The organism is Capnocytophaga stomatis (genome assembly GCF_002302635.1).
Lineage (GTDB): Bacteria > Bacteroidota > Bacteroidia > Flavobacteriales > Flavobacteriaceae > Capnocytophaga > Capnocytophaga stomatis.
This window is the reverse complement of record NZ_CP022387.1, coordinates 1,096,791-1,118,819: the sequence shown is the minus strand read 5'-3', so window position 1 is coordinate 1,118,819 and position 22,029 is coordinate 1,096,791. Positions and strand designations below refer to the sequence as shown.

The following is a 22,029-nucleotide window of genomic DNA, read 5'->3' as shown; positions in this document are numbered from 1 at the left end:
ATAAAAAAGCTAAATGATTTTTTAAGAGAGTTATTATGTTATTAATCAACTTTTTGTTGTGTTTGTCTATCCAAAATCTCAAAGATTGAGTTATTACTCTTGAATTCTTTAACGATTTCTTTCAGAATACGAACCACTTCAATTTTATCACCTAATTTGGCAGCTGCACTGATTTTATTTGATAAAGCATCAATTTCTTCAAAAGCCATTGTCGGGTCTTTCGAAACCATTATCTTTTCGTGGTGAGTAGGAAGCGTTCTTGTATCGTCGCTCAGAAGTTCTTCATAAAGTTTCTCACCTGGTCTTAAACCTGTGTAAACAATTTTTATATCTACATTTGGCTCATATCCAGATAGTTTAATCATTCGGGTAGCCAAGTTTAAGATTTTGACAGGTTCTCCCATATCAAACACAAAGATTTCTCCTCCTTTACCCATCGTTCCTGCTTGAAGAACCAGTTCGCAAGCCTCAGGAATAGTCATAAAGTAGCGAACAATGTCAGGGTGTGTAATGGTAACAGGACCTCCTTTTTCAATCTGCTTTCTGAAGTGAGGAATCACAGAACCGTTAGAACCTAACACGTTTCCGAAACGCGTTGTAATGAATTTGGTTGTGTTACCTTCTTTATTTTGAAGTGCTTGTACAAAAAGCTCCGCAGCTCGTTTTGAAGCTCCCATAACGTTTGTTGGGTTTACAGCCTTGTCTGTGGAAACCATAACAAATCGGTTTATCTTGTACTTGCTGGAAAGTAATGCTAAGTTTTTACTTCCTTGGATGTTCACCAAAATAGCCTCGTGTGGGTTTTCTTCTATCAAAGGTACGTGTTTGTAGGCAGCAGCGTGGTAAACCATAGAGAAGTTATGCTCCATAAACACACTCTCTATTCGCTCTCTGTTGGAAATATCCGCCAAAACGAATTTAAAATTAGTGTTAGGGAACTTCTCTCTCATCTCAAGCTCAATATCATACAGTGGCGTCTCAGCTTGGTCTAAAACCACAATCAATGACGGATTAAATGAAGCTACTTGGCGAACAATTTCACTTCCGATAGAACCAGCACCTCCTGTAACCAATACATTCTTCTGGAAGTGACGTTTCTTAACCTCATCGTTTTGGATTACAATAGGCTTTCTGTTGAGTAAGTCCTCAATTTGAACTTGGTGGATTTTGATGTTTTCATCGGGACGTAGCTTTTGCAACGACGGAGTTTTAAGAATCACCAATCCTCTCTCCAAGAAGAAGTTTACCCATTGGTTTAATTCTTCCTTAGAAAAGTTGTTTTTATTGATAAGCACCCCGTGTATGCCAAGATATTCCTTACGATATTTCATAAGTTTATCTTTACTGTAGATAGTTTTTCCTAAAAGTACAGCGTGGTTGGAGTCGGTTCTTTGAGTTAAGAAACCGGCAACATCATAAGGTAGTTTCGGGTTCCCCATAATTGCTTTTGCCATTGATATGGATTCTTCATCAATTCCTAAGATAAGAATACGTTTTTTTAATGCACTTCTTCGGAATTCTTTCAATTGCTCGAAAATTTCTTTAACGAACAATCGGAAAAAAGACATCAATACGAATGAAATTGCAAAATAAAGTATTAGAGGAATGTTTAGCAACAGCTTGTCTCCCACAGCAATAATGTTAGCTATGTTAAAGAGCCAAAGCACGAATATTGTACATATGTTAGCTAATAGGATTTTAATTAAATCGGTAAATGTAGAATGGCGAATAATACCAGAATAGGTACGAAACACCAGCATAAAAATGATATTTACTCCAATGATTAAAATATATTTTTGATAAAGGAGTAGGTTGTCACTATCTTTTACTTCTAATCCATTTAAAAGGTAAAAAGATACGAACAAAGAAAAAATAGACAAACAGATGTCAATAATCAGAACAATCCATCTGGGTAGATATCTGAGGGTTGATAAATCAATGGTATTACGCTCATTGTATGTTCTTTTGTTCATTATCAATCGTTATTTTGCTACACAAGAAATACTTGTGTGAAAGTTCGACAATTAAGTTAAGTAGTAAATATTTATGTTTTTGTAATTATTTAGAGAAAATTTTTACGATTCGCTCTCTATCTTCATCTGTCATATTAGAACCAGAAGGAAGACAAAGCCCTTTATCAAATAAAGTTTCAGAAACATTTCCTCCATAATAAGGAGCATTAGCAAACACAGGTTGCAAGTGCATAGGTTTCCAAAGAGGGCGAGTTTCGATATTATCTTCGAGGAACTTTAATCGCAAGTCTTCTCTGTCAAAACCTGTTTTTTTGCTGTCAATCGTGATAGCAGAAAGCCAATGATTTGAGAAGAAGTCAGAATTCGGTTCCGTAAACAGAGTTATTCCGTCAAAATTTTTGAATAATTCTTGATAAAAGAAGTGATTTTGACGTCTTTGAGTGATTCTTTCATCAAGCACTTCCATTTGCCCACGACCAATTCCCGCTGTTATGTTACTCATTCGGTAATTGTATCCAATGTGAGAGTGTTGATAATGAGGTGCGTTGTCCCTCGCTTGAGTTGAAAGGAACACAACTTTTTCTTTCTGCTCAGCTTTTTTACAAACTAAAGCTCCTCCTCCTGAGGTAGTTATGATTTTATTGCCATTAAAACTAAGTATCGACATCTCTCCGAAAGTGCCACATTTTTGCCCTTTGAATGTACTTCCTAAAGCCTCGGCAGCATCTTCAACTACGGGTATTTCGTAGCGGTTTGCTATTTGAAGTATTTCGTCCATTTTTGCAGGCATTCCGTAAAGATGCACAACAATGATGGCTTTTGGCTTTTTTCCTTTTGATATGCGGTCTTTTATTGCGTCTTCCAATGCCTGTGGACAGATATTCCAAGTTTGTGGTTCACTGTCAACGAAAATTGGTGTAGCTCCTTGATAAACAATGGGATTTGCTGAGGCTGAAAATGTAAAGCTCTGGCAAATAACTTCATCTCCCGATTTTACGCCGAGAGCAACCAAAGCCAAATGCAAAGCAGCAGTTCCGGCAGATAATGCAGCTACTTTTACATTTTGTCCTAAATATTTTTCCAAATCCTCTTCAAATCCATTCACGTTAGGACCAAGCGGGGCAACCCAATTTTGATCGAATGCTTCGTGGATATACTTAAGCTCACCTCCTCCCATATGAGGGGAAGATAACCATACTTTTGAATTCATTTTTTCTTATTTAATGGTTTGAAATACTCAAAAATAAATATTTTAAATTAATATCTTGATGAAAGACTGATTTTCGGGGTGCAAAGGTAAATATAAAACTGTATTCTTTTATATATTTAACATTTCTTTGTGTAACCTCAAGGGGTTTTTTGTGTTCACAGTTTTATTTGATATTTTGTAACAACCCACAAATTTAGATTATATTAAAAAGTACTTGTTTTTTATACTTATAATTCTCATTGTTTCTAAAGAAAAATGACAAAAATCTATAAATAGCGCTTTTGTTACTTTGCCTGTATGTCGTCACTGTATTTAATTAATTTTTAACAGTCTGTCGCATTTAGAAAACATTATACCTTCTTTATAATTGCAAAATTGCGAAATGTCATTCTTTCCTTTTAGCCATTCGATATAAATAGCAGCTGTATTAATCCCTGCTTCGTGTGAGAAAGGATAACCTCCCCCGAAGCGTGGGTTCAGTTCCAAAATATATAATTCTCCATTGCTTTCAAAAACATCACAATCTAAATTCCCTATGTGCTTGAGATTTTCTCCTATGATTTTCCCAATACGATTAAATTTTTCATCTATTACAGAAATGGCTTTATCTGTTTCGCCAGCTCTCATAGACAATTTTTCACGAACGAATGTGTCTACGTAGTTTCCTTGAAAATCGTTCAAGATATCCATTCCATACTCTGTTCCTAATATTTTTTCTTGAATAATAATTGCACTGCTAAGACATTTTTCGCTAATTACTTCTGCAAGAATACTTCGTTTCATACGAATCATTTGCAGCCTGTAAACCAAATCTAATTCTTCAACAGATTCAATAAAGTCAATACTAACTGAGGCACTTCCCCAACGAGGCTTTAATACCAAAGGGAACTTTAGTTCTCCAGTCTGAATAGCTTTCTTTGCTTCGATTAAAGATACAAAAGTTTTTGGAGATTTTAGTCCGATACTATTTAGAAATTTTACTGTTTCCCATTTGTCAAAGGAAATCCCAATTACATTTTCATTAGATACAAGTACTTTCGCTCCAAATTTCTCTATCTCTTGTTTTTTTACGGAGAGAATAGGTAGCTCCAAGTCGTTTAAGGAGATGATGGCTTTAATGCTGTGCTTTTTTACAATATTGATTATTGTTGGGATGTAATTTTTATCATATATGCCTGGAACCTGAATCGCCACATCAGCATCAACCAATGCGGGAGCGTTCAGTTGCTTGTCGGTAGCAAATACTTTTCCCATACCTTGTAGAGCCTCTTTGAAGTAGTTAATGAGGTAGTTTCTTCGTCCTGCACAAGTGAAAAGAATATTCATATCATTGCGTTTTAAGTGTTGTTATTTTGGCTGTTCCTCAAAATATCCAAATCATTACTTTCGCAACTGGCTACGATTATATCTTTTTGAGAAACAACATTTTCTATTGTTTTTAGTAGTATTTTCAAGTCATTGACGAAAGAAATTTCTTCAACATATTTCACATCCATTTCCAACTTGTCATCCCAACTAACATTGTTTCTCCCGTTCACTTGTGCAAGTCCCGTAATACCAGGTCTTACAGTGTGTCTTAATCTTTCTCTTTCTGTATAATAAGGTAAATATTTTACTAATAGGGGTCTTGGACCAATCAGAGACATATCTCCTTTTAAAACGTTAATCAACTGAGGTATTTCATCTAAAGATGTTTTTCTTACAAAAGCACCTATTTTTGTAAGTCTGTCGGCATCAGGAAGTAATTTTCCGTTTTGGTCTTTTCTGTCATTCATTGTTTTGAATTTGACAATCTCAAATATTCGATTGTTTAAACCTGGTCTCTTTTGGAAGAAGAAAGGTTTACCTTGATTGGCAAAGAATAAGCCAACCATAACTATTATAAATATTGGAGATAAAATAATCAGCCCAAATAATGCCGCAAGAAAATCAATTAAACGTTTTATATAATTTTTGTACATAATGCAATTTTATTTTGTCAAACTTTTGAAATTATGAACTTTCTTTTTCCTGTTTTTTCTACAGGAATTTCATCTACTTCTTCTATTTTTATAGTTGTTTGATTTCCAAAAACATCAAGTAGCATATTTTCAATTTTTTTGAAAGTTTCATATTTGTTTTCAAATTTATGCACCAATCTCAGATGTACCAGATGCAAGTTTTCTTGTATTAGTTGAAATTGAGTGATATTTTTAAAATGCCATAGAACATATATTATGACATAAGGCGGTAATAATCCTCCGTTGTTGTTTTTTAAGAGGTCATTGGCTCTTCCTTGTATTGTTTTGATGTATTTTCTGTTGTTTTTTACCCCGAAAGTACACAAATCTCCGGTTTCGTAGCGAATCAAAGGGACGGCTTTGTTGAATAAATCCGTGATTACAATGCGGGCAAGTTCATCTTCCTGTGCTTCTTCATCACTGTCTAATTTCAGAAATTCAAAATTATAACTCGCTTCATTGGTTAAGAAATAATCTTCCCCAGTAGCAGGTTGTTGAGCGAACATCCCCATTTCTTGGTTAGAGTAGCGAGAGACTACAGGACATTTGAAAATATCAATCAACTCCCTTTTTGTGTGTAAAAGCAATTCTTCAGCCATTGATATTATGGATTTTACTTTCCATTTATTAGCTTCTGAACGGCTTTTTTCGTCCATATTATTTACCAGCTCCGCAAAAGAAGAAGCATAACCAGATAACACTTTAATATCTTTGTCTTGCTTCATTATTTTTTCAAGAGAAAGGATGCCTTCTTTGCTTAGGCTGGAAGTGTCGTACATTCTGAAATTTTCCTTGAATGACGAAAACCAATTTTTACGATTGATATTCGTCCATATTCGCAAGGAGTACATTCTGTCTCCTATATCGTAATTAGCAATATGGTAGAAGAACAATATGTCCATTTTGTTCCTCAAAACCTTTTCGGGATTTTGATATATTCTAAAAGTAATTCCCGTGGAACCACTGGTTGTCATCACCCGAAGAGAATCCTTTTTGTCAACATAATCCTCGGAGAAAAAACTATCATAATTTTCGTTAACATCTTTTTTGCTTATTATTGGAAAACTTTTGAGATTACTAGGGTCAAAACTTTTATAAAAAGATGTTTTTTTGCAAGCATAATTTAAAATCTCATTCAGCCTTTTGGTTTTGATTGCTTCGTAATCTCCTTCCTGATTATAAATTTTTGCAATCTCGCTATAGTGTTTTCTTTTGCTTCCTCCTGTCAGATAATCTATCCCCCAATAGAGGCAATATCGAATGTTTTTCATAGTAGTTAAGTATGTGCAGAGTTCCTCTTAAAAAGTCGTTTTAGTTGGTGAATTTCTTCTGTTTAGGTTTCTCGCAAAGATATAAAATTATTTAATATTGGGGGGTATTAACATCGATTTTATGATATTTTTCACATTATTATGTCAATTATGTTTGTCAAATCATCAACTTTGTGTCTTGGAAGAAGATCTTTTTCGAGATTGAAATTTTGTGGATGTATATTCCAGCCTTTGTCAAGTAAGCATATGGATGTCCAATTTAATTTATTTGGAATTATAAAATCTTTTTTGGGATTGTCCGCGATATAAAAATACTCGTCGATTCCTTCTTCCTGAAAAATGGTAAAATTTCTTTCATCAGGCTTGGAAGACCCAAATTCCTCTGAAATGATAATTTTGTCGAAAATATTCTCAATATCCAATGATTTTAGCTTATTTCGCTGAGTTACAGAACGACCATCAGTTATGAGTCCTATCTTGTAATTTTTTGATTTACAGAAATTAAAGATGATTTCGGCACCATCGTTTAATTTTAAATTTGGAAAATGATTTCTATACATTTCCAACAACTTTTCCTTGGTAAGATGCGGAAATTTATTCACCAGAAATGAAAAGGCATCTTCTCCTTGATGATAAATGTCAAGTATTTTATCGTAAAGGGATTCGCAATCTTCAGAATTACAAGCAAAACGGGCAATCTCTTTATATGCTGATTTTAAAAAATCTATTTCGTAAATCAGTGTGTCGTCTAAATCAAAAATGATGTATTTATTCCTCATAGTCGTGCACTAAAACCTCATTATCATAACGAAGCATCAATAAATTATCTTCCCAATTATCGAAAGGTTGAATTTCTTTATTTAGAATATATTCATCAATAATGAATTTGGGAAAATTGGCACCAGCCAAGTAACTGAGCGGGTAACCTCCCCCGAATCGTGGGTTAATTTCGATTCCGACAACTCGTTTAGTATCAGGATTGAAGAAGAATTGCATCGTGAGGCAACCCACAGCTCCTTCTATTTTGTTTAGGCGAGTTTTGATAAAATCTACAAGTTCATTTTTTCTTGTAACCCCCTTATTTACTTCTCCAGCACGTACAAAAATTCTTTTACGAGGAACTAAACACTTTAACGTGTTGTGTTTGTCATAATATGTATCAACAGTAAATTCTTCATATTGAGATTTATCAATGTACTCCAAGAACATCAATTTGGGGTTATTTAAATGATATTTTTTAAGTTCCGACGCATCGTTTATCAATATAGATCCTTTACTTGCTGAACCATCATAAGGTTTTATAAACAAAGGAAATTTAGGGTTTTCTTTATCAATAGTTCTTGGAATTTCAATGTTGTTGCTGATAAAAAATTGATTGATTTTTCTTTTATCTCTGCATTTTTCTATGAAATCCAATGATGAAATTATGGGTGTTATACCATTGTCTAAGAACAGTTGTTTGTGCTTGGCAAGGGTTAAAAGCTCAGTGTCAATTGTTGGGATTATCAATTTTATATTCCATAATTGGCAAATATTTAACAGATTTTCAATATAATTGGGAGCGGTTACGCTACAAACTTTTTTGTAACCGTCTGAAATTATGCAAGCAGGAGCTAAGCTTGGGTTTAAATCTACCGTATAAACTTTATTTTCAGGGTTTAGATGCTTTATCTCTTTTTGAAAAAATTTAACCAAAGAAACCCGCTGTCCAGCGGAAGTTATGAGTATGTGCATTGTAAACTTTGAATTAATAGATGTGTTTTTGTACTATTTAAAAATGTTTAAAAGCCTATTGAACTTTATGAAAGTTTGCAAGAAGAATTTATTGTTGAAACATTTGATTAACAATTTATCTCTTCTGTTATATCCTTTGAAGTTGGTAATCGGATATGCCGGATATTTGCATTCTTCTAAATCTGACAAAAATTTTTCCAGTTCAGAAAATTTCCTTTTACTTCTAAGAAAACGGACAATAGCAAAGTACGTGTACGATTCCTGCCTTGATTTTAGCCGAGAAAAGGCTTTCATATTCCCGTTGAAGTTAGTTTGTTCTATGATTTCGCTAAATCGTTGAGCAACATAAAACATATCATCATTTATCTTTTTTGATCGCTCTGGATTTTTGGTCTTAATTGTTGATTCATTATTTGTAAAATAGCCATAAATAGGGTTATCATAAATTCTTCCTTTTTTTACTCTCAAAAGTAATTGAGTTGTGAAAATGACATCTTCACAAAGGCGTCCGTCTTCGAAAAAAAGATTGTTAGCAATGGCACGTTCAAAGATAAACCAGCAGGAACCATTATAATAACTATGTTTACCAATAATGTACAAACCATTTCCTTCAACCTCTTTCTTTAGAGGTTCTATTTTGCTTGTAGGATTATATGATTGTGAAGTGCTATAAAGTTGAAATCCCAAAAAATCAAGCCCTTCCTCTTCAAGAATATTTAGAAGGTGATTTAAATACCCTGAGTTTAAAAAGTCATCAGAGTCAATAAAATATACATATTTCCCAACCGCATACCCCAATCCGACATTTCGGGCAACGCTTTGACCTTGATTTTGCTGATTGAAAACTCTAATGTTTTGATGTTTTTTTGCTAGTTGATTACAAATTGATAAGCTATTGTCGGTTGAGCCATCGTTAACAAGAATTATCTCAAAACTGTCGTGAGGGAGTTGTTGATCAAAAAGGCTTTTTACGCATCCTTCGAGATATTTTTCAGTATTATATATAGGTATTATAATAGAAAGTTGCATAAGTAGTTTTATATGTGGGTAAATAACAATAAAATTTATTCCATATTATGAAGGACTGTCAATTTTTTATATTCTTCCAAAATAGCTTTCCAAACTACTGATTGCTCATAACGTTCTGTAATCATTCTTCGACTATTTTGTTTTAATTTATTATAGAAATCCTTATCTGTGAAGAGAAGTTTCATTTTTTTCTCTAACTCCTCTGTGTCTTTTGCGGGAATAATAATGCCGTTTTCTCCTTCAATGATTATTTCGTTACAACCATTAATATTTGAAACTATACTTGGTAACTCCATAGCACCAGCTTGTATCACTACATTTGGAAATCCCTCTCGATAACTTGGAAACACCAATGCATCTGAAATAGCAAAAAAAGGACGAACATCCTTTTGGAAGCCAACGTAAATGATGTCTTTATTTTTCTCTATTTCTATAATGCTCTCAGGCTTTAAAGGGTCTAGTTTTTCCTCCATTGGTCCTACCAACAAAAGTTTTAAATTACTTACTTTAAGATTTTTGAAAGCTTTTACAAGTTCGTTAATTCCTTTATCTCCTACTAATCTCCCAACAAATATAAAGATGAAATCATTATGGGCTATATTTAATTTTTGCCTTAGTTTCTCCTTATCCTCTTGTGAAACTTGGTCTTTGGAAAAAAAAACTAAGTCAATTCCATTGACATTGCCATTTGCTATTACTTTCAATGGTTTGGAAGTTATTTTATAATTTATCAGATCGTTTTTTACGCCATTTCCTTCAGGATAAACGTGGGTGGCTGACCAACACAAGAGCCTGTCCATTGAAATTAGCAATTTTTGCATCATTCCAGTTTTTGAAGGAAAAATTAGACCTGTAAAAGTGTGTATTCTAATAGGTACACCAGCTAACTTTCCTGCTAACATTGTAAGCAGTCCAGCTTTTGGAGTTATAGAATGCACAATTTCAGGTTTTTCTTTTTTGAAATATAAATACAACTTTACCAAAGAGACAAAATCTCTAATAGGAGAGATGCTTCTCTGCATTTCAATAGGATGTGTCTTCACTCCCTCTCGTTGTTGCACTTTTTCGAGCCGTTCATCGTATCCTGATATGGCAGTAACCTCAAAATACTGATTTAGAAAACGAAGCTGCCCCTTTAGTAAAGTATCTAAAGAAGCTGCTATTGTTGATGTACGGAATAGCTTAATCATTTTACAAAAGTAATTAGTGGGACAATGATATTTTTTGCAATTTTGTCTAGTGTGTAAGATTAACTAATAAAAAATTAACAACAATATTTGAAAGTGTTTATGATTCGAGAGTTTTCATTGATAATTGGTACTCTCTGTAATGTTCTAAAATTTTAAAATCCTTCATGATTGCGAGTTGATATTTTCACTAGAATCAGAAATTCTTTTCTTTAGATAAATTAGAATAAAACGAAATATCTGTACCTTTATCTATCTGTCAGAAAAAGATACTACTTCCTTTAATACAGAAACATTGTTAAATTTTTTTGTAGCTAAATTATTTTCTTTTTGGAGTACAATATACCTCTGCGAATCACTTTTTCTTGCTATTATGTCCATATCTTTTTTCTAACAAGTATTCGTAACCGAAAACTGAGTGTAAGAGAGCTCCCAAGAACGCTTGTATGTATCTGAAGAATGCCTTAACATATTTGCCCTCTTTGAAGAGTCTTAAACCATCATATTTATACTTCTTGAAAGTGGTGGATACTTTTATGTTATCATCTCCTTGGTTATATATGTATCCATTAGAATTTAGCAACATTATTTCACCGTCGTAATTTGTAGCTACGTAATTTAGGAAATGTCTATCCTGAGAGTACTTTAACGAAGGATCAAATACATAATCTTTACATATGTCGGCTCTTAGAACAGTCGGGGCAAATCCCATCTTCTGATATGCGGGTGATTTTATGTTGATCGGTTTTTCCTGTTGGTATCTGGTGTAGTATACATTATTTTTGTACACAATTTTCATTGTCTGTGAGACACCCAATAAACTGCTGTTTGATAAATGCTTAACTGCATTTTCTAGGAAATTGCTCTCATAGCAGTCACCTGCATCAAGGAAAGCACAGAAATCTCCTCGCATCATTTCAAATGTCTTTTGCCTGGCAACAGGTCTTCCTTTGTTTTTTTCGAATCTGTGAAAGAGAATCCTACTATCATTGAACTTGTCAACGATGCATTTGTGATTTTCCTTTGAACCATCATCTACCACGATAACTTCCCAGTTGGTGTATGATTGGTTTATAACGCTATTAAGTGAAAGTTCAAGACCTTCTAAGTTGTTGTAAACAGGTATAGTTATTGATACTAGCATAATTTTATTATATTGGATAAATTCTTTTGATATTTTGAATTTGATCAGAATCTAAATAATTCTGCTTTATGAGTTGTCTTGACATACTGCTATGAGATTTGTATAAATCATAATTTTTCAGATATTTTACTACGTATTCAGTATATTGATCTAAATCATTGAAATCTGTTATAAACCCAGTGAAATTATGTATAACGACATCAGTCACACCTCCAACTGCGTTGCCAATGATGGGCTTTCCGAACGCCATTGCTTCCAAGCAAACACGAGGAAGTCCTTCCGTCCATGAGGGATGTATTAACACATCAGTTTCTCTAAAGTAATCCATTATGTTTGGAGGGTCTAAAACTATTTTTACCTCATCTTGTAGTTCGTACTTGCTTATCAGATTCGATATATAGTGATAATATTTTTCTGACTCTTCTCCTTTGTAGATTATACCGGTAAGACACATCTTAAATGGGATATTCATTTCTTTCAATTTCCTTGCGACTCCAATACATATGTGTTGCCCCTTTGTTTTTAGAAAACCACCTGAATGCAATAATTTTATGGGGTTTTCATCATTGAAAGGTTTTTCATATGATGGTGTGTATTGATTGAAAATGTTTGAATCAATAACGTCGACGAATACTCTTATATTTTCTAAGTTAGTAAGTCCTCCAGTAAATATGGCTTGTCGTGTGGCTTGTGAAACAGTCAGAAACTGAGGCTTGTATTTTTTCAAAATTCTTTTTGTAAATAGCGATAGTCCCTTATAATCGAACCACCCTCTGGCAAAAAATTCAATCTTATAAAATGAATTAGATGCTAATATGTTTAAACATTTGGTGTTATTAACATTAACTACATCTGGGCGAAACTCTTCAACTATTTTAGAAAACTCTTTTTTATATTTTCTTTCAAGGAAAAAATATTTGACAGCATTACATAAATATTTTAGTTTTGATTTACTACTTATAATCAGTGGTTTTTCTCTAGGGTCGAGAACCTTTAATTCTAATAGACAAGATTTGGTTTCTTGTACGAAGGGCTGATTACATCCCCAAAAATCAACAATTAATACTTGATGTCCTAATGATTGAATTCGTTTAGCTAGTTCAATTGTACTTTTTCTTGCTCCTCCAAAGTTTTGAACAGCTTCTAAAAATATTATTTTCATGATTTAAGTTTTTCAAAAAAATTAACTATGTAAAAAGGCATATAAATAAATAATAGGGATACGGCAAAAGCAAAATACATGCTGCCAATGTTTAGCATAAATATCATCGATAAAGTTATGGATAAAGTTATATAAACATACTTATATCCCAAAAAGGTTTCTTTGTAGGATTTCCGTTCTATATAGAGGGAAATCAATAAAAATAAAGGAGCGTATAAAAATCCTCCAAAAATACCAAAATGAAAAACTCCAGAAACAGATAGAGGAACAATTTGATCTCTTACAAGAGAGTGTCCATACACGGCTTTGTTAAAAAAAACGTTTGTTTTGTAGGTGTCAGATGAATACTTTGCTAGACCCGGTAGATTTTGTATCATATCATTTATAAAGAATAATGAATGATTTTTAATAACTAAATCCCCATAGGCATCAAGACCTGTTGCAACATTCCCAGGACCTGCAAAATATGCATTTAAAGAAGATGTGCTGAAAGTACTTTCTGTTGTTGCTTGTTGCTCCCCCCTTGTGAATTTAGCTATGGAAGCTATGAGGATAATAGGTATGATGAATAAACCAAATGCAAAAATAAGTTTCTTAGAAGATTTCTTATCTAACATAAATGTTACCAAAATAAGCAATGGTAGCGCAAAATGTATAATACTTAATCTGCTTGTTCCAATTATAAAAATAGAAGACATGACTATAATCATGAGGTAGATATATTTTTTCTTGTTTATTGATATTTTTTTACTGTTGTAGACCATACCTATAAAAAAAATAGCTGCTATTGTTTTGAGAGGGGTAAATAAAACTCCTGCAAAACCAGTATCCTTCAATTCTTCTCTGTCTACGACATATTTTTGTACGAAAGAACCTAAATTCCAAACTAAGTTAACCTTAGAAAGGTAGCCACTAATGTATATATATGAAAATAGAGCTATTAACAATGAATATATAAATATAGAACTACTAATAGGTTTAATGTAACTTGTTCTACTTATAAACGACGTTTGTTGTTTTTGAGCGACAAAATTTAGTATAACGAAAATAAAAAAGATTTCCAAAAGCATCAAGAATATAGCAACCTCTCCATTTGATGAGTGAAAACCTGTCATATATTCTCCCGTAGATACCTTATACGGCATGATACAGTAACGGATTAAGGCTTGAATCATGAATAAATTGAATACAATGCTATTTTTCAACAATAGAAAAATTTTGTAGAACATAGAACTCATTAATCCAAAACATAAGGGCAAAATAAAAATAGCTTTATATTGAGGATTTCCTACCTCAAATAAGCAAAGAAAAGAAGAAATAATACCTGTAATGATAGCTATGTATTTAACGTTGATCATCTCGGATGTTTTTTTATTTTATGAATAATGAACTTTAATTCTTTTACGTTTAATGCTAGGCATTGCATTACGAAAACTATGAGCATAATGAGAATGTAAACAGACAAATTAATTGCTATATGTTTAAAGTCAATATACCAAAATGCTAAAAAGGCTATCAAGTTTGCAATGAAAGCTGTTGAAAGAGGAATTAAGATGTCTTTAAATTGGTCTTTTATTTTGTAAAGGGTAAGTTGATCTATATAATGGATACTAATGAAACTAGTGATTAAGTTTGTGAAAAGTATCCCATATAGCACGAAATCTATAGGGAATAAGAATGTTACAGATAGGATCGAAAGCCCTATGATAGCTTTGCTGATGCCAATACTTAGAAAAACTTTAGCTTCTCCCGCAGACTTTAGTGTGTTGGAGGCAGAATTATCAATCAATGAAATTATTACTCCAATGCTCAATATAGTGAAAATCTTATTTGCTTGAATCCACTGTTCTCCTAAGACAATGTGCAGGATACTGGTCGCATTGAAAGGAATTATTAGTAACAGAGGAAAAGCTAAGAAGTAAATTCCTCTATTTATCTGCGAACACATTAGCTTGAACTCTCCTTTATTTGTAGTTTTTGACAGTATAGGAAAAGCAGCACTATCAAATAAAGATCGAAAGAAAAACACTGGAAAACTAATTAGTTTTTGTGACTGAGTGTACAACCCAGTCGTTTGGATAGTGTAAACTTTTGAAATGGCAGAAGAAATAATATCATTGTAGCCAACCTGAATCATTCCTGATAATATGATGCGCCCTCCAAATCCAACTAAATCTTTAAAGGATTTTTTTGAAAATTGTACTCTTGGGATGTACCTTATAACAAAAAAGATGATGATAGAGTACACGCCTGAATAAAGTAATAATTGAATAACTATTGCCCAAACACCCCATCCCTTTAGTGCACAAAGGATTGAAACACCAACAGAAACTAAGAGAGCTGTAATTGATATGAAAGATTGCTGTTTAAACAACAATTTTTTTATTAAGATAACTCTCTGAACCATTGTAAGAGCATTAAACACCAAGGTTAGGGATAACACCCTTATAATATTCTCTAATATAGGGGCATCAAAATAATTGGCTATAGCAGGAGATAATAGAAAAATTAATGCATATAGAAAGATACTCATAAAAAAATTAAAGGTAAACATTGTATTACAATCCAATTTTGTAACATTTTTTTTGTTTACCAAAGCAGCCCCCATCCCCGATTCTACAATCATATTCGATATAGAAGTAATGACAGCCACTGTTCCAACTAGACCAAATTCGTAAGGAGTTAAAAGCCTAGCTAAAACAATTGTAGCTAATAAATTAATCCCACTATATCCAAATCTCTCTACTAAAACCCAAGAAAAACTTGATACAATTTTTGTATTCGAAATATTACTGCTTTCCATTAATTGTCTTTACTACTTTCCCTGGAACACCAACAACAACAGAACCATCAGGTATGTCTGTTATGACAACAGCATTTGCCCCGATCATAACATTGTTTCCAATAGTGATTCCGCCCAAAATACAAGCTCCGCACCCAATAAAAACATTTTCTCCTATGGTAGGAGCGAATTTATCATTCCGACCTCCAATTGTTACATTTTGAAGTATAATAGTACTTTCCCCAATGATGGCGTCAGGATGAATTACGACTCCTAGGCCACTATGTAAAAAATATACTCCCTTTCCCATCTTTGAAACAACAGGCAATTCACAAGAATATATTACTCTTATATATCTCATTAAGAGGCCTGGTATAATAGGTATTTTTTTTTGTTTCAAATATTCCATAATGCGATATATTTTCATTATAGAACCTCTATCTCCTTCAAATATTTTTAGAAATGGCATAAACACAAATTTTAATCTAATATTTTATAGGCTATGTTTTAAATTAAAAGATAACTTTCAAAAATAACTTTTGATTGCTAGCAATTTGTTTGTCATTTTAAACAATTAATATTCACAATTTTTTTAGAATTCATTTCCCTTGAAATTGATACATTACTTAATTGCTGAAATAAGTTACACTTTTATTTTATTGTATAGAATACGGCGTAAATGAGTTAAAAAGTCTTCTGTTATTCATTAATTTTTACAACTTTTCCTGGTATTCCCACAACAACGGCATTATCGGGAATATCATTTATGACTACACTATTAGCTCCGATAGAAACATTATCACCTATCGTTACTCCTCCTAGTACACAAGCTCCACAGCCTATAAAGACATTCTTGCCAATAGTTGGTACCCCCCTGTTATTTCTTCCCGCAATAGAAACATTCTGATAGATAAGGGTATTTTCTCCAATAATAGCATCAGGATGAATCACAACTCCTAATCCATTGTGCTTCAAAACAACTCCTTTGCCTAATTTTAGACTAACAGGCAAATCACAAGAATAAACAACCCTTATGTACCTCATGAAGAATCCAGGCAAGACGGGAATTCTCTTTGCTTTAAGGTACTCCATTAAACGAAAAATTTTCATCAATGAACTCTTTTCTTCCCTTATTAGACGAAAAATACTCATAAAAACCAATTTATTATAATTAATTACACATTTTCTGAATATGGTTCGAAAATTAGCTATAATCTTGAATCTACTATGTCTAAAACTCCTTTTACATCATAAATTATAGAGTTTTCTTTCCTTAATCTATTAATTTCCAACTTCAAAAACTCTTTGTGAGCAACTCCAAGAACTACGGCATCAAATTTTGTAGCAGGCAATTTCTGTGTACTTTCCACACCATACTCGTGCTTTACCTCTTCTGGATTTGCCCAAGGGTCAAAAATGGTTACTTTTACACCAAAATCTTCCAAAGCAGCAATCACATCTACAATTTTCGTATTGCGAACATCAGGGCAATTTTCCTTGAAGGTAACTCCTAACATCAGTACTTCAGCCCCGTTTACGTTGATATTTTTCTTAATCATCGCTTTTACGACTTGCTCAGCTACATATTTGCCCATAGAGTCGTTCAATCTTCTTCCTGCCAAAATAATCTCAGGATGATAGCCGTACTCTTGTGCTTTTTGAGCCAAGTAGAATGGGTCAACACCGATGCAATGCCCACCCACCAAGCCAGGTTTGAATGGTAAGAAATTCCACTTCGTGCCAGCCGCAGCTAATACCGCGTGGGTATCGATATCCATCAAATTGAAGATTTTTGCCAACTCATTAACGAAAGCAATGTTAATGTCGCGTTGTGAGTTTTCAATTACTTTAGCCGCCTCAGCCACTTTTATAGTCGGAGCCAAATGCGTACCTGCTGTAATGACCGATTGGTAAATATCATCTACGATTTTTCCTATTTCTGGTGTAGAACCCGAGGTTACTTTTAAAATTTTCTCTACTGTGTGTTCCTTGTCTCCTGGATTGATACGCTCGGGTGAATATCCCGCAAAGAAATCCACATTATACTTCATTCCTGAAGTTTTTTCTACTACAGGGATACAATCTTCTTCAGTAGCTCCTGGGTAAACCGTTGATTCATAAACTACAATATCTCCTTTTTTCAGTACTTTTCCCACAGTTTCACTGGCTTTTACTAAAGGCGTAAGCACAGGACGATTGTTTTTATCCACTGGTGTAGGGACGGTAACCACATAGATATTAGCATCCTCAATATCTTTTAGATCAGCTGAACATAAAAGCCCATTATTTCCTGTTTTGAAAGGATTCTCTTTCACTAAAGCTGACTGCAACAATTCATCAGAAACCTCCAAAGTATCGTCGTGACCTTGGTTGAGTTTTTCTACTCTATCTCTGTTAATATCAAATCCTACTACCGGATATTTTGTGGCAAAAAGTCTTGCTAATGGCAGACCAACATATCCTAATCCAATAACTGCTATTTTGTGTTTCATTATTTAGTTTTTTTATGATTATTTCAAATTTTTCCAATACCAATCTACGGCTTCCTTTAACCCTTCTGCAAATTTATGAGAGGGCTGATAGCCTAAGTTTTTCTGTGCTTTTTCTATGGAAGCCAAAGAATGAGGTACATCACCCAATCGATTAGGACCGTTTAGAATTTCTACTTCTGCAATTTTAGGGTCGTACTCGGCAAGAAACTTCCTTAGCAATTCGGCCATATCTTTGATGGTCGTTCGGTCTCCCACCGCTGTATTATAGACTTGATTCACAGCATCAGGATTCTCCGAAGTTATCGACAAAAGATTCATCTGAATCACATTGTCAATATATGTAAAATCACGAGAGTAAGTTCCATCGCCATTAATGGTAGGCGATTGGTGGTTCATCAGCTGAATCACAAATTTGGGAATTACCGCCGCATACGCACCGTTCGGGTCTTGTCTTCTACCAAACACATTAAAATATCTCAATCCGATAGTGTCAAAATCATAAGTTCTTTTGAATACATCGGCGTATAGCTCGTTCACATATTTGGTAATCGCATACGGAGAAAGAGGTTTTCCGATGACATCCTCTACCTTAGGTAGCGATTTAGAATCACCATAAGTAGAGGAACTCGCGGCATAAACCAAGCGTTTTACTCCTGCGTCTCTCGCTGCTACGAGCATATTGAGGAAGCCACCTACATTGACCTCGTTGCTCGTAATTGGGTCGTTAATCGAACGGGGAACAGAACCTAAAGCCGCTTGATGCAACACAAATTCTTGTTCCTCACAGGCTTTTCTACAAGTTTCTAAATCACGGATGTCGCCTTCAATCAAAGTGAAGTTTTTATTAGACAAAAAAGGTTCTATATTGTGTCTGTGACCTGTGGCAAAATTATCCAAAACAGTTACTACAGCACCTAATTCCAACAGCTTTTCGGAAAGATTAGAACCAATAAAGCCAGCTCCACCTGTAACCAAAACTTTTTTATCAGTTAAATTTTTAAAAGACATGCTTAAAATTATTTTTTAGATGTATCAAATCTTGTGAATATCAAATCTTATTTGTGTTACACATTACGTTGCTGGAGAAAACTTAAGTTTTATTAATCAAATGACTCCAAAGTGTTTTAAATAAAGATTTACCTCGTTGTTGATAATTAATTTAAAAAAACAATTACCTTCAAAAGCTTTTTGTTTAGTCTTTCTTATTTCAGAAAAACTTCCAAATATATCTCTCGGGGTACATATATTTATTTGATTTCTTTTTTTTGTAAAGCAATAATGTTAATCACACAGCCTGATTAAGTTATCAGGATCCCAACTCCAACTGTTAGGTTCTTTATCAATACTACGAAAAATCAAGGTCAAGAATTCCTCTTTTTAATATATATTTTCTAATCAGAGAGTAGCCTGTTTCCAAGTTATACTACTCAGTATTCGTAAAGAATAAAAATACAGTCTGTACCTTCATTATGGTCTTTTGACATGCCTGTACATAGGAAAAAAACAGGTGAATATCAAGGCGTCGATTTGCGAAAAAAATCTTCAAGGATTTCATTTTTATTCGAAAAAATGTTCAAACATAATCAACTTTTTCTTTGACCAACGTTTTTTTAAGAACTTAAATTTCTCAAATTTAACTCTGAGTTAGGATATGGTAAGACCAATATGGGTGCCCTTTAGAGTAGCTCAATCACCTCATCTGTTGTAGGAGGTGTCGATGTTTCCCTCTGTATTGAGGTATTTACACTATGTGAAGCTACCTCAAATTTGTATTTTTGTTCGAAAAGGATGATGTCCTCTGGTCTCATCGCTGGCTTTTTATAAGGCAACATCTCCCTTGAATCACTACCATCAACATAACCAGCTCTTACATTTAACGTAGTGGCAATCTTTCGCGTTACTAAGGTACTGTCAAAAGCTATGGTATTGCCTCCTATATTCCTCTAAATGAGAAACTTATCAATGTTATATTCATATATTCTTACTGCCTGAATTGATTTTCAAATACTTGTTTGTATACACAACGTTAGAAGATGAACCGATAAGAGCATCTTTTTATAAAAGTGAATTTAATGTCGGCTACAAAGGTATGTGTTTTTTTTGTATGATTATCGTTTTTTTTTCTTTTATGAAAAAAATAACAATTTATGATATGTAAAGTACTTTACATGCCTTGCAACATGTTCACATAAATCAATCATTTTTGGTTAAAATACTTTTTGCGAAAAATAAGAACACAATTCTATTGATACTATACTAGGCTATGGGTTAGTTAGTGATATACTATGTGTAATGCTGCTGTAAAATTCCCTAAATTCCTTTTAAATTCTTTGAGGAACTCGTTACTATCCAGGAATTAGTATCGTTTTTTCGCAATCTAACAAAGCCACCAAAAGGTACTTCAATGCCACTAAATTTTGTGGTGCCCCAATTTTCTATGCGGTTTTTTGTAAGGTTTCTTTTCGTTCCAAAAAGGATTTTTAGTGAAGTTTTGTTGTCCGAGTTGTTGAGGTAATAAAATTCAGACCCCGAAATAGGGATTTCATCAGATAGATATAGTTTGGTTTCTTGTGTGCTATCAATATGATTTATCGCCATTCCGTCAAGGGATTTTGAAACAGTGAGCTCTGCGTTTAGTGATGGAAGTACACTTTCCTTACTTATCGTCAAAGAAAATGTGTTATGCAGATCTGAGTTTGTAAATCTGTTTCCACTGTGGTTGTAGAAAGGTTTTTCATACCCTTTTACTGTTAAATTTTGTATAGTTACATTTTTTAAGTCTTCTTTAAAAGTGTTTGCAGTGATGTTTCGAATAGCAGCTAGTTTATAAGTAGCTCTTTCTGACGCTTCAATAATAGGGTTTGTGATTTTGATGTTTTTTGTGCCAGTACTTTTCACTGCTAAATTACTACAGTCAAAAAGTATTGGAGCTAAGTAAATTGACTGTTTCGTTGATGTTACACAATCGATAAATTTAGGATTGATAATTTCTGTTGTAAAGTTATCTGATTGGTGATTGTGTATATAGACTGCAGTGTTTTTTGCCTTGTAAAAAGTTGGGTTGTATATTTTGATGTGACCTTTTACATAGTTGGTGTAAGCGGAAATCATAAGGGCATCGCCTTCAAAAATTGGATCAAAAATATCTATCTCAAAGTAGGAATATGAAAAAGTTGTTTTTTCTGGCTTAAGAATGTGTGATTTGTGCGTTGAGAGATTAATCCCTCCAGTATAGTACGTGCCATTTCCATTGTTTCTAACAATTGGTCTGTATATTCGCAATCCTGTGACGCTGTCACCATTCCAATCAGGTTCTATATCTATTCCATAACCAGGGTTTTGCCCTCCTGTGTCTTCTGCGACCAAGTCATGTATTTCTATGTCTTTACCAGATAGTATGGATAAACCTTGACGTCTATTATCTGGTAGATAGGGTTTGTATATTTTAACATTTTCACAGTTTCTTAGATAGATTCCATCTCCCCAGAATTTTGTGACATATGCATTTTTTATAACAATATTTTTACAGTTTGCAACATGTATGCCAAATCCCCACTGTCCCGTTTTTCCTAAATGTGTATATTTATCACCCTCTAGATTGGGATTAATTAGTGTTATGTCTTTTTTTCCTCTCAAATCTATCACAGAATAAACCTCGAGACTATTGGGCTTAACTTTTATTTTTGCGTTTTTCTCGAAAGTAATGGTTGATCCATTTTTAGGAAAAACCCCAAACCCATTAACTAATTCTATCTCATATGTCCCATCCTTTATTAGTACGTTATTATATGCTCTGACCACATTCTGAAAAAATGTTCTAAAATCTCCTGTTACGTTGTCAGGAGTAATTATAAAATCATATTCTCTATCATTAATATTTTCATTAAGTTCTTTGTGTTTTTCATTGGCGTGTTCAAGAACATCTTCAAAAGTACAAGAACTTCCTCCAAAAACTATAATGGGTACAATTCCTAAAAATAAAAGTGAAGTAATAATTCTTTTTTTCATTTGCTATTTATTTAGATTTTAAAAAATTAATTTGTGG

General features: G+C 33.4%; 19 protein-coding genes. All 19 read right to left on the bottom strand.

The annotated features are described in order from the left end of the window. Positions 1-41: 41 nt before the first annotated feature. A complete protein-coding gene (locus CGC58_RS04895; protein WP_095895492.1) occupies positions 42-1,973 on the bottom strand; it encodes a polysaccharide biosynthesis protein in 1,932 nt (643 codons plus the stop codon). An 85-nt stretch (positions 1,974-2,058) separates the two neighbouring features. Then, positions 2,059-3,183 carry a DegT/DnrJ/EryC1/StrS family aminotransferase gene (locus tag CGC58_RS04890; protein WP_111970135.1) on the bottom strand — a complete coding sequence of 375 codons (1,125 nt, stop codon included), beginning with the start codon at positions 3,181-3,183 and terminating at the stop codon, positions 2,059-2,061. Positions 3,184-3,495: 312 nt separating this feature from the next. Next, on the bottom strand, positions 3,496-4,509 hold the full coding sequence (locus CGC58_RS04885) for an ATP-grasp domain-containing protein (RefSeq protein WP_095895490.1): 1,014 nt from the start codon (positions 4,507-4,509) through the stop codon (positions 3,496-3,498). Positions 4,510-4,520: 11 nt separating this feature from the next. Continuing rightward, entirely contained in the window at positions 4,521-5,144 is a 624-nt protein-coding gene (locus CGC58_RS04880) for a sugar transferase (RefSeq protein ID WP_095895488.1), read from the bottom strand. Positions 5,145-5,161: 17 nt separating this feature from the next. Beyond that, positions 5,162-6,454 (bottom strand): phenylacetate--CoA ligase family protein, encoded by a 1,293-nt coding sequence (locus tag CGC58_RS04875; RefSeq protein ID WP_095895486.1) that lies wholly within the window; start codon positions 6,452-6,454, stop codon positions 5,162-5,164. Between the two features lie 131 nt (positions 6,455-6,585). Next, the gene (locus CGC58_RS04870) at positions 6,586-7,233 is read right to left on the bottom strand and encodes an HAD family hydrolase (RefSeq protein WP_095895485.1); all 648 of its coding nucleotides are present in this window, start codon (positions 7,231-7,233) and stop codon (positions 6,586-6,588) included. Beyond that, positions 7,223-8,188: an ATP-grasp domain-containing protein gene (locus CGC58_RS04865; RefSeq protein ID WP_095895483.1), complete on the bottom strand. Its 966-nt coding sequence runs from the start codon at positions 8,186-8,188 to the stop codon at positions 7,223-7,225. The genes CGC58_RS04870 and CGC58_RS04865 overlap by 11 nt, the downstream gene beginning before the upstream one ends. Positions 8,189-8,221: 33 nt before the next feature. Next, positions 8,222-9,217 carry a glycosyltransferase gene (locus CGC58_RS04860; RefSeq protein WP_095895481.1) on the bottom strand — a complete coding sequence of 332 codons (996 nt, stop codon included), beginning with the start codon at positions 9,215-9,217 and terminating at the stop codon, positions 8,222-8,224. A 35-nt stretch (positions 9,218-9,252) separates the two neighbouring features. Next, positions 9,253-10,407, bottom strand: coding sequence for a glycosyltransferase family 4 protein (locus CGC58_RS04855; protein WP_095895479.1), 1,155 nt, complete (start codon positions 10,405-10,407; stop codon positions 9,253-9,255). 352 nt (positions 10,408-10,759) lie between these two features. After that, positions 10,760-11,548: a glycosyltransferase family 2 protein gene (locus CGC58_RS04850; protein WP_095895477.1), complete on the bottom strand. Its 789-nt coding sequence runs from the start codon at positions 11,546-11,548 to the stop codon at positions 10,760-10,762. Positions 11,549-11,555: 7 nt separating this feature from the next. After that, on the bottom strand, positions 11,556-12,710 hold the full coding sequence (locus CGC58_RS04845; protein WP_095895476.1) for a glycosyltransferase family 4 protein: 1,155 nt from the start codon (positions 12,708-12,710) through the stop codon (positions 11,556-11,558). Next, positions 12,707-14,068 (bottom strand): O-antigen polymerase, encoded by a 1,362-nt coding sequence (locus CGC58_RS04840; RefSeq protein ID WP_157909192.1) that lies wholly within the window; start codon positions 14,066-14,068, stop codon positions 12,707-12,709. Before CGC58_RS04840 ends, CGC58_RS04845 begins: the two co-directional genes overlap by 4 nt. After that, positions 14,065-15,513, bottom strand: a complete 1,449-nt coding sequence (locus tag CGC58_RS04835; protein ID WP_095895472.1) for a lipopolysaccharide biosynthesis protein — start codon at positions 15,511-15,513, stop codon at positions 14,065-14,067. The genes CGC58_RS04840 and CGC58_RS04835 overlap by 4 nt, the downstream gene beginning before the upstream one ends. Next, entirely contained in the window at positions 15,500-15,802 is a 303-nt protein-coding gene (locus tag CGC58_RS04830) for a serine O-acetyltransferase (RefSeq protein WP_198540759.1), read from the bottom strand. The genes CGC58_RS04835 and CGC58_RS04830 overlap by 14 nt, the downstream gene beginning before the upstream one ends. A 389-nt stretch (positions 15,803-16,191) precedes the next feature. Further along, positions 16,192-16,536: a serine O-acetyltransferase gene (locus CGC58_RS04825; protein WP_198540758.1), complete on the bottom strand. Its 345-nt coding sequence runs from the start codon at positions 16,534-16,536 to the stop codon at positions 16,192-16,194. Positions 16,537-16,700: 164 nt separating this feature from the next. Then, on the bottom strand, positions 16,701-17,984 hold the full coding sequence (locus CGC58_RS04820; protein WP_095895470.1) for a nucleotide sugar dehydrogenase: 1,284 nt from the start codon (positions 17,982-17,984) through the stop codon (positions 16,701-16,703). A gap of 18 nt (positions 17,985-18,002) precedes the next feature. Next, a complete protein-coding gene (locus tag CGC58_RS04815; RefSeq protein WP_095895468.1) occupies positions 18,003-18,992 on the bottom strand; it encodes an SDR family oxidoreductase in 990 nt (329 codons plus the stop codon). Between the two features lie 668 nt (positions 18,993-19,660). Further along, positions 19,661-19,792 (bottom strand): hypothetical protein, encoded by a 132-nt coding sequence (locus tag CGC58_RS12895; RefSeq protein WP_262482467.1) that lies wholly within the window; start codon positions 19,790-19,792, stop codon positions 19,661-19,663. A gap of 502 nt (positions 19,793-20,294) precedes the next feature. After that, positions 20,295-21,992, bottom strand: coding sequence for a right-handed parallel beta-helix repeat-containing protein (locus CGC58_RS04810; RefSeq protein ID WP_095895466.1), 1,698 nt, complete (start codon positions 21,990-21,992; stop codon positions 20,295-20,297). Positions 21,993-22,029: the final 37 nt, after the last annotated feature.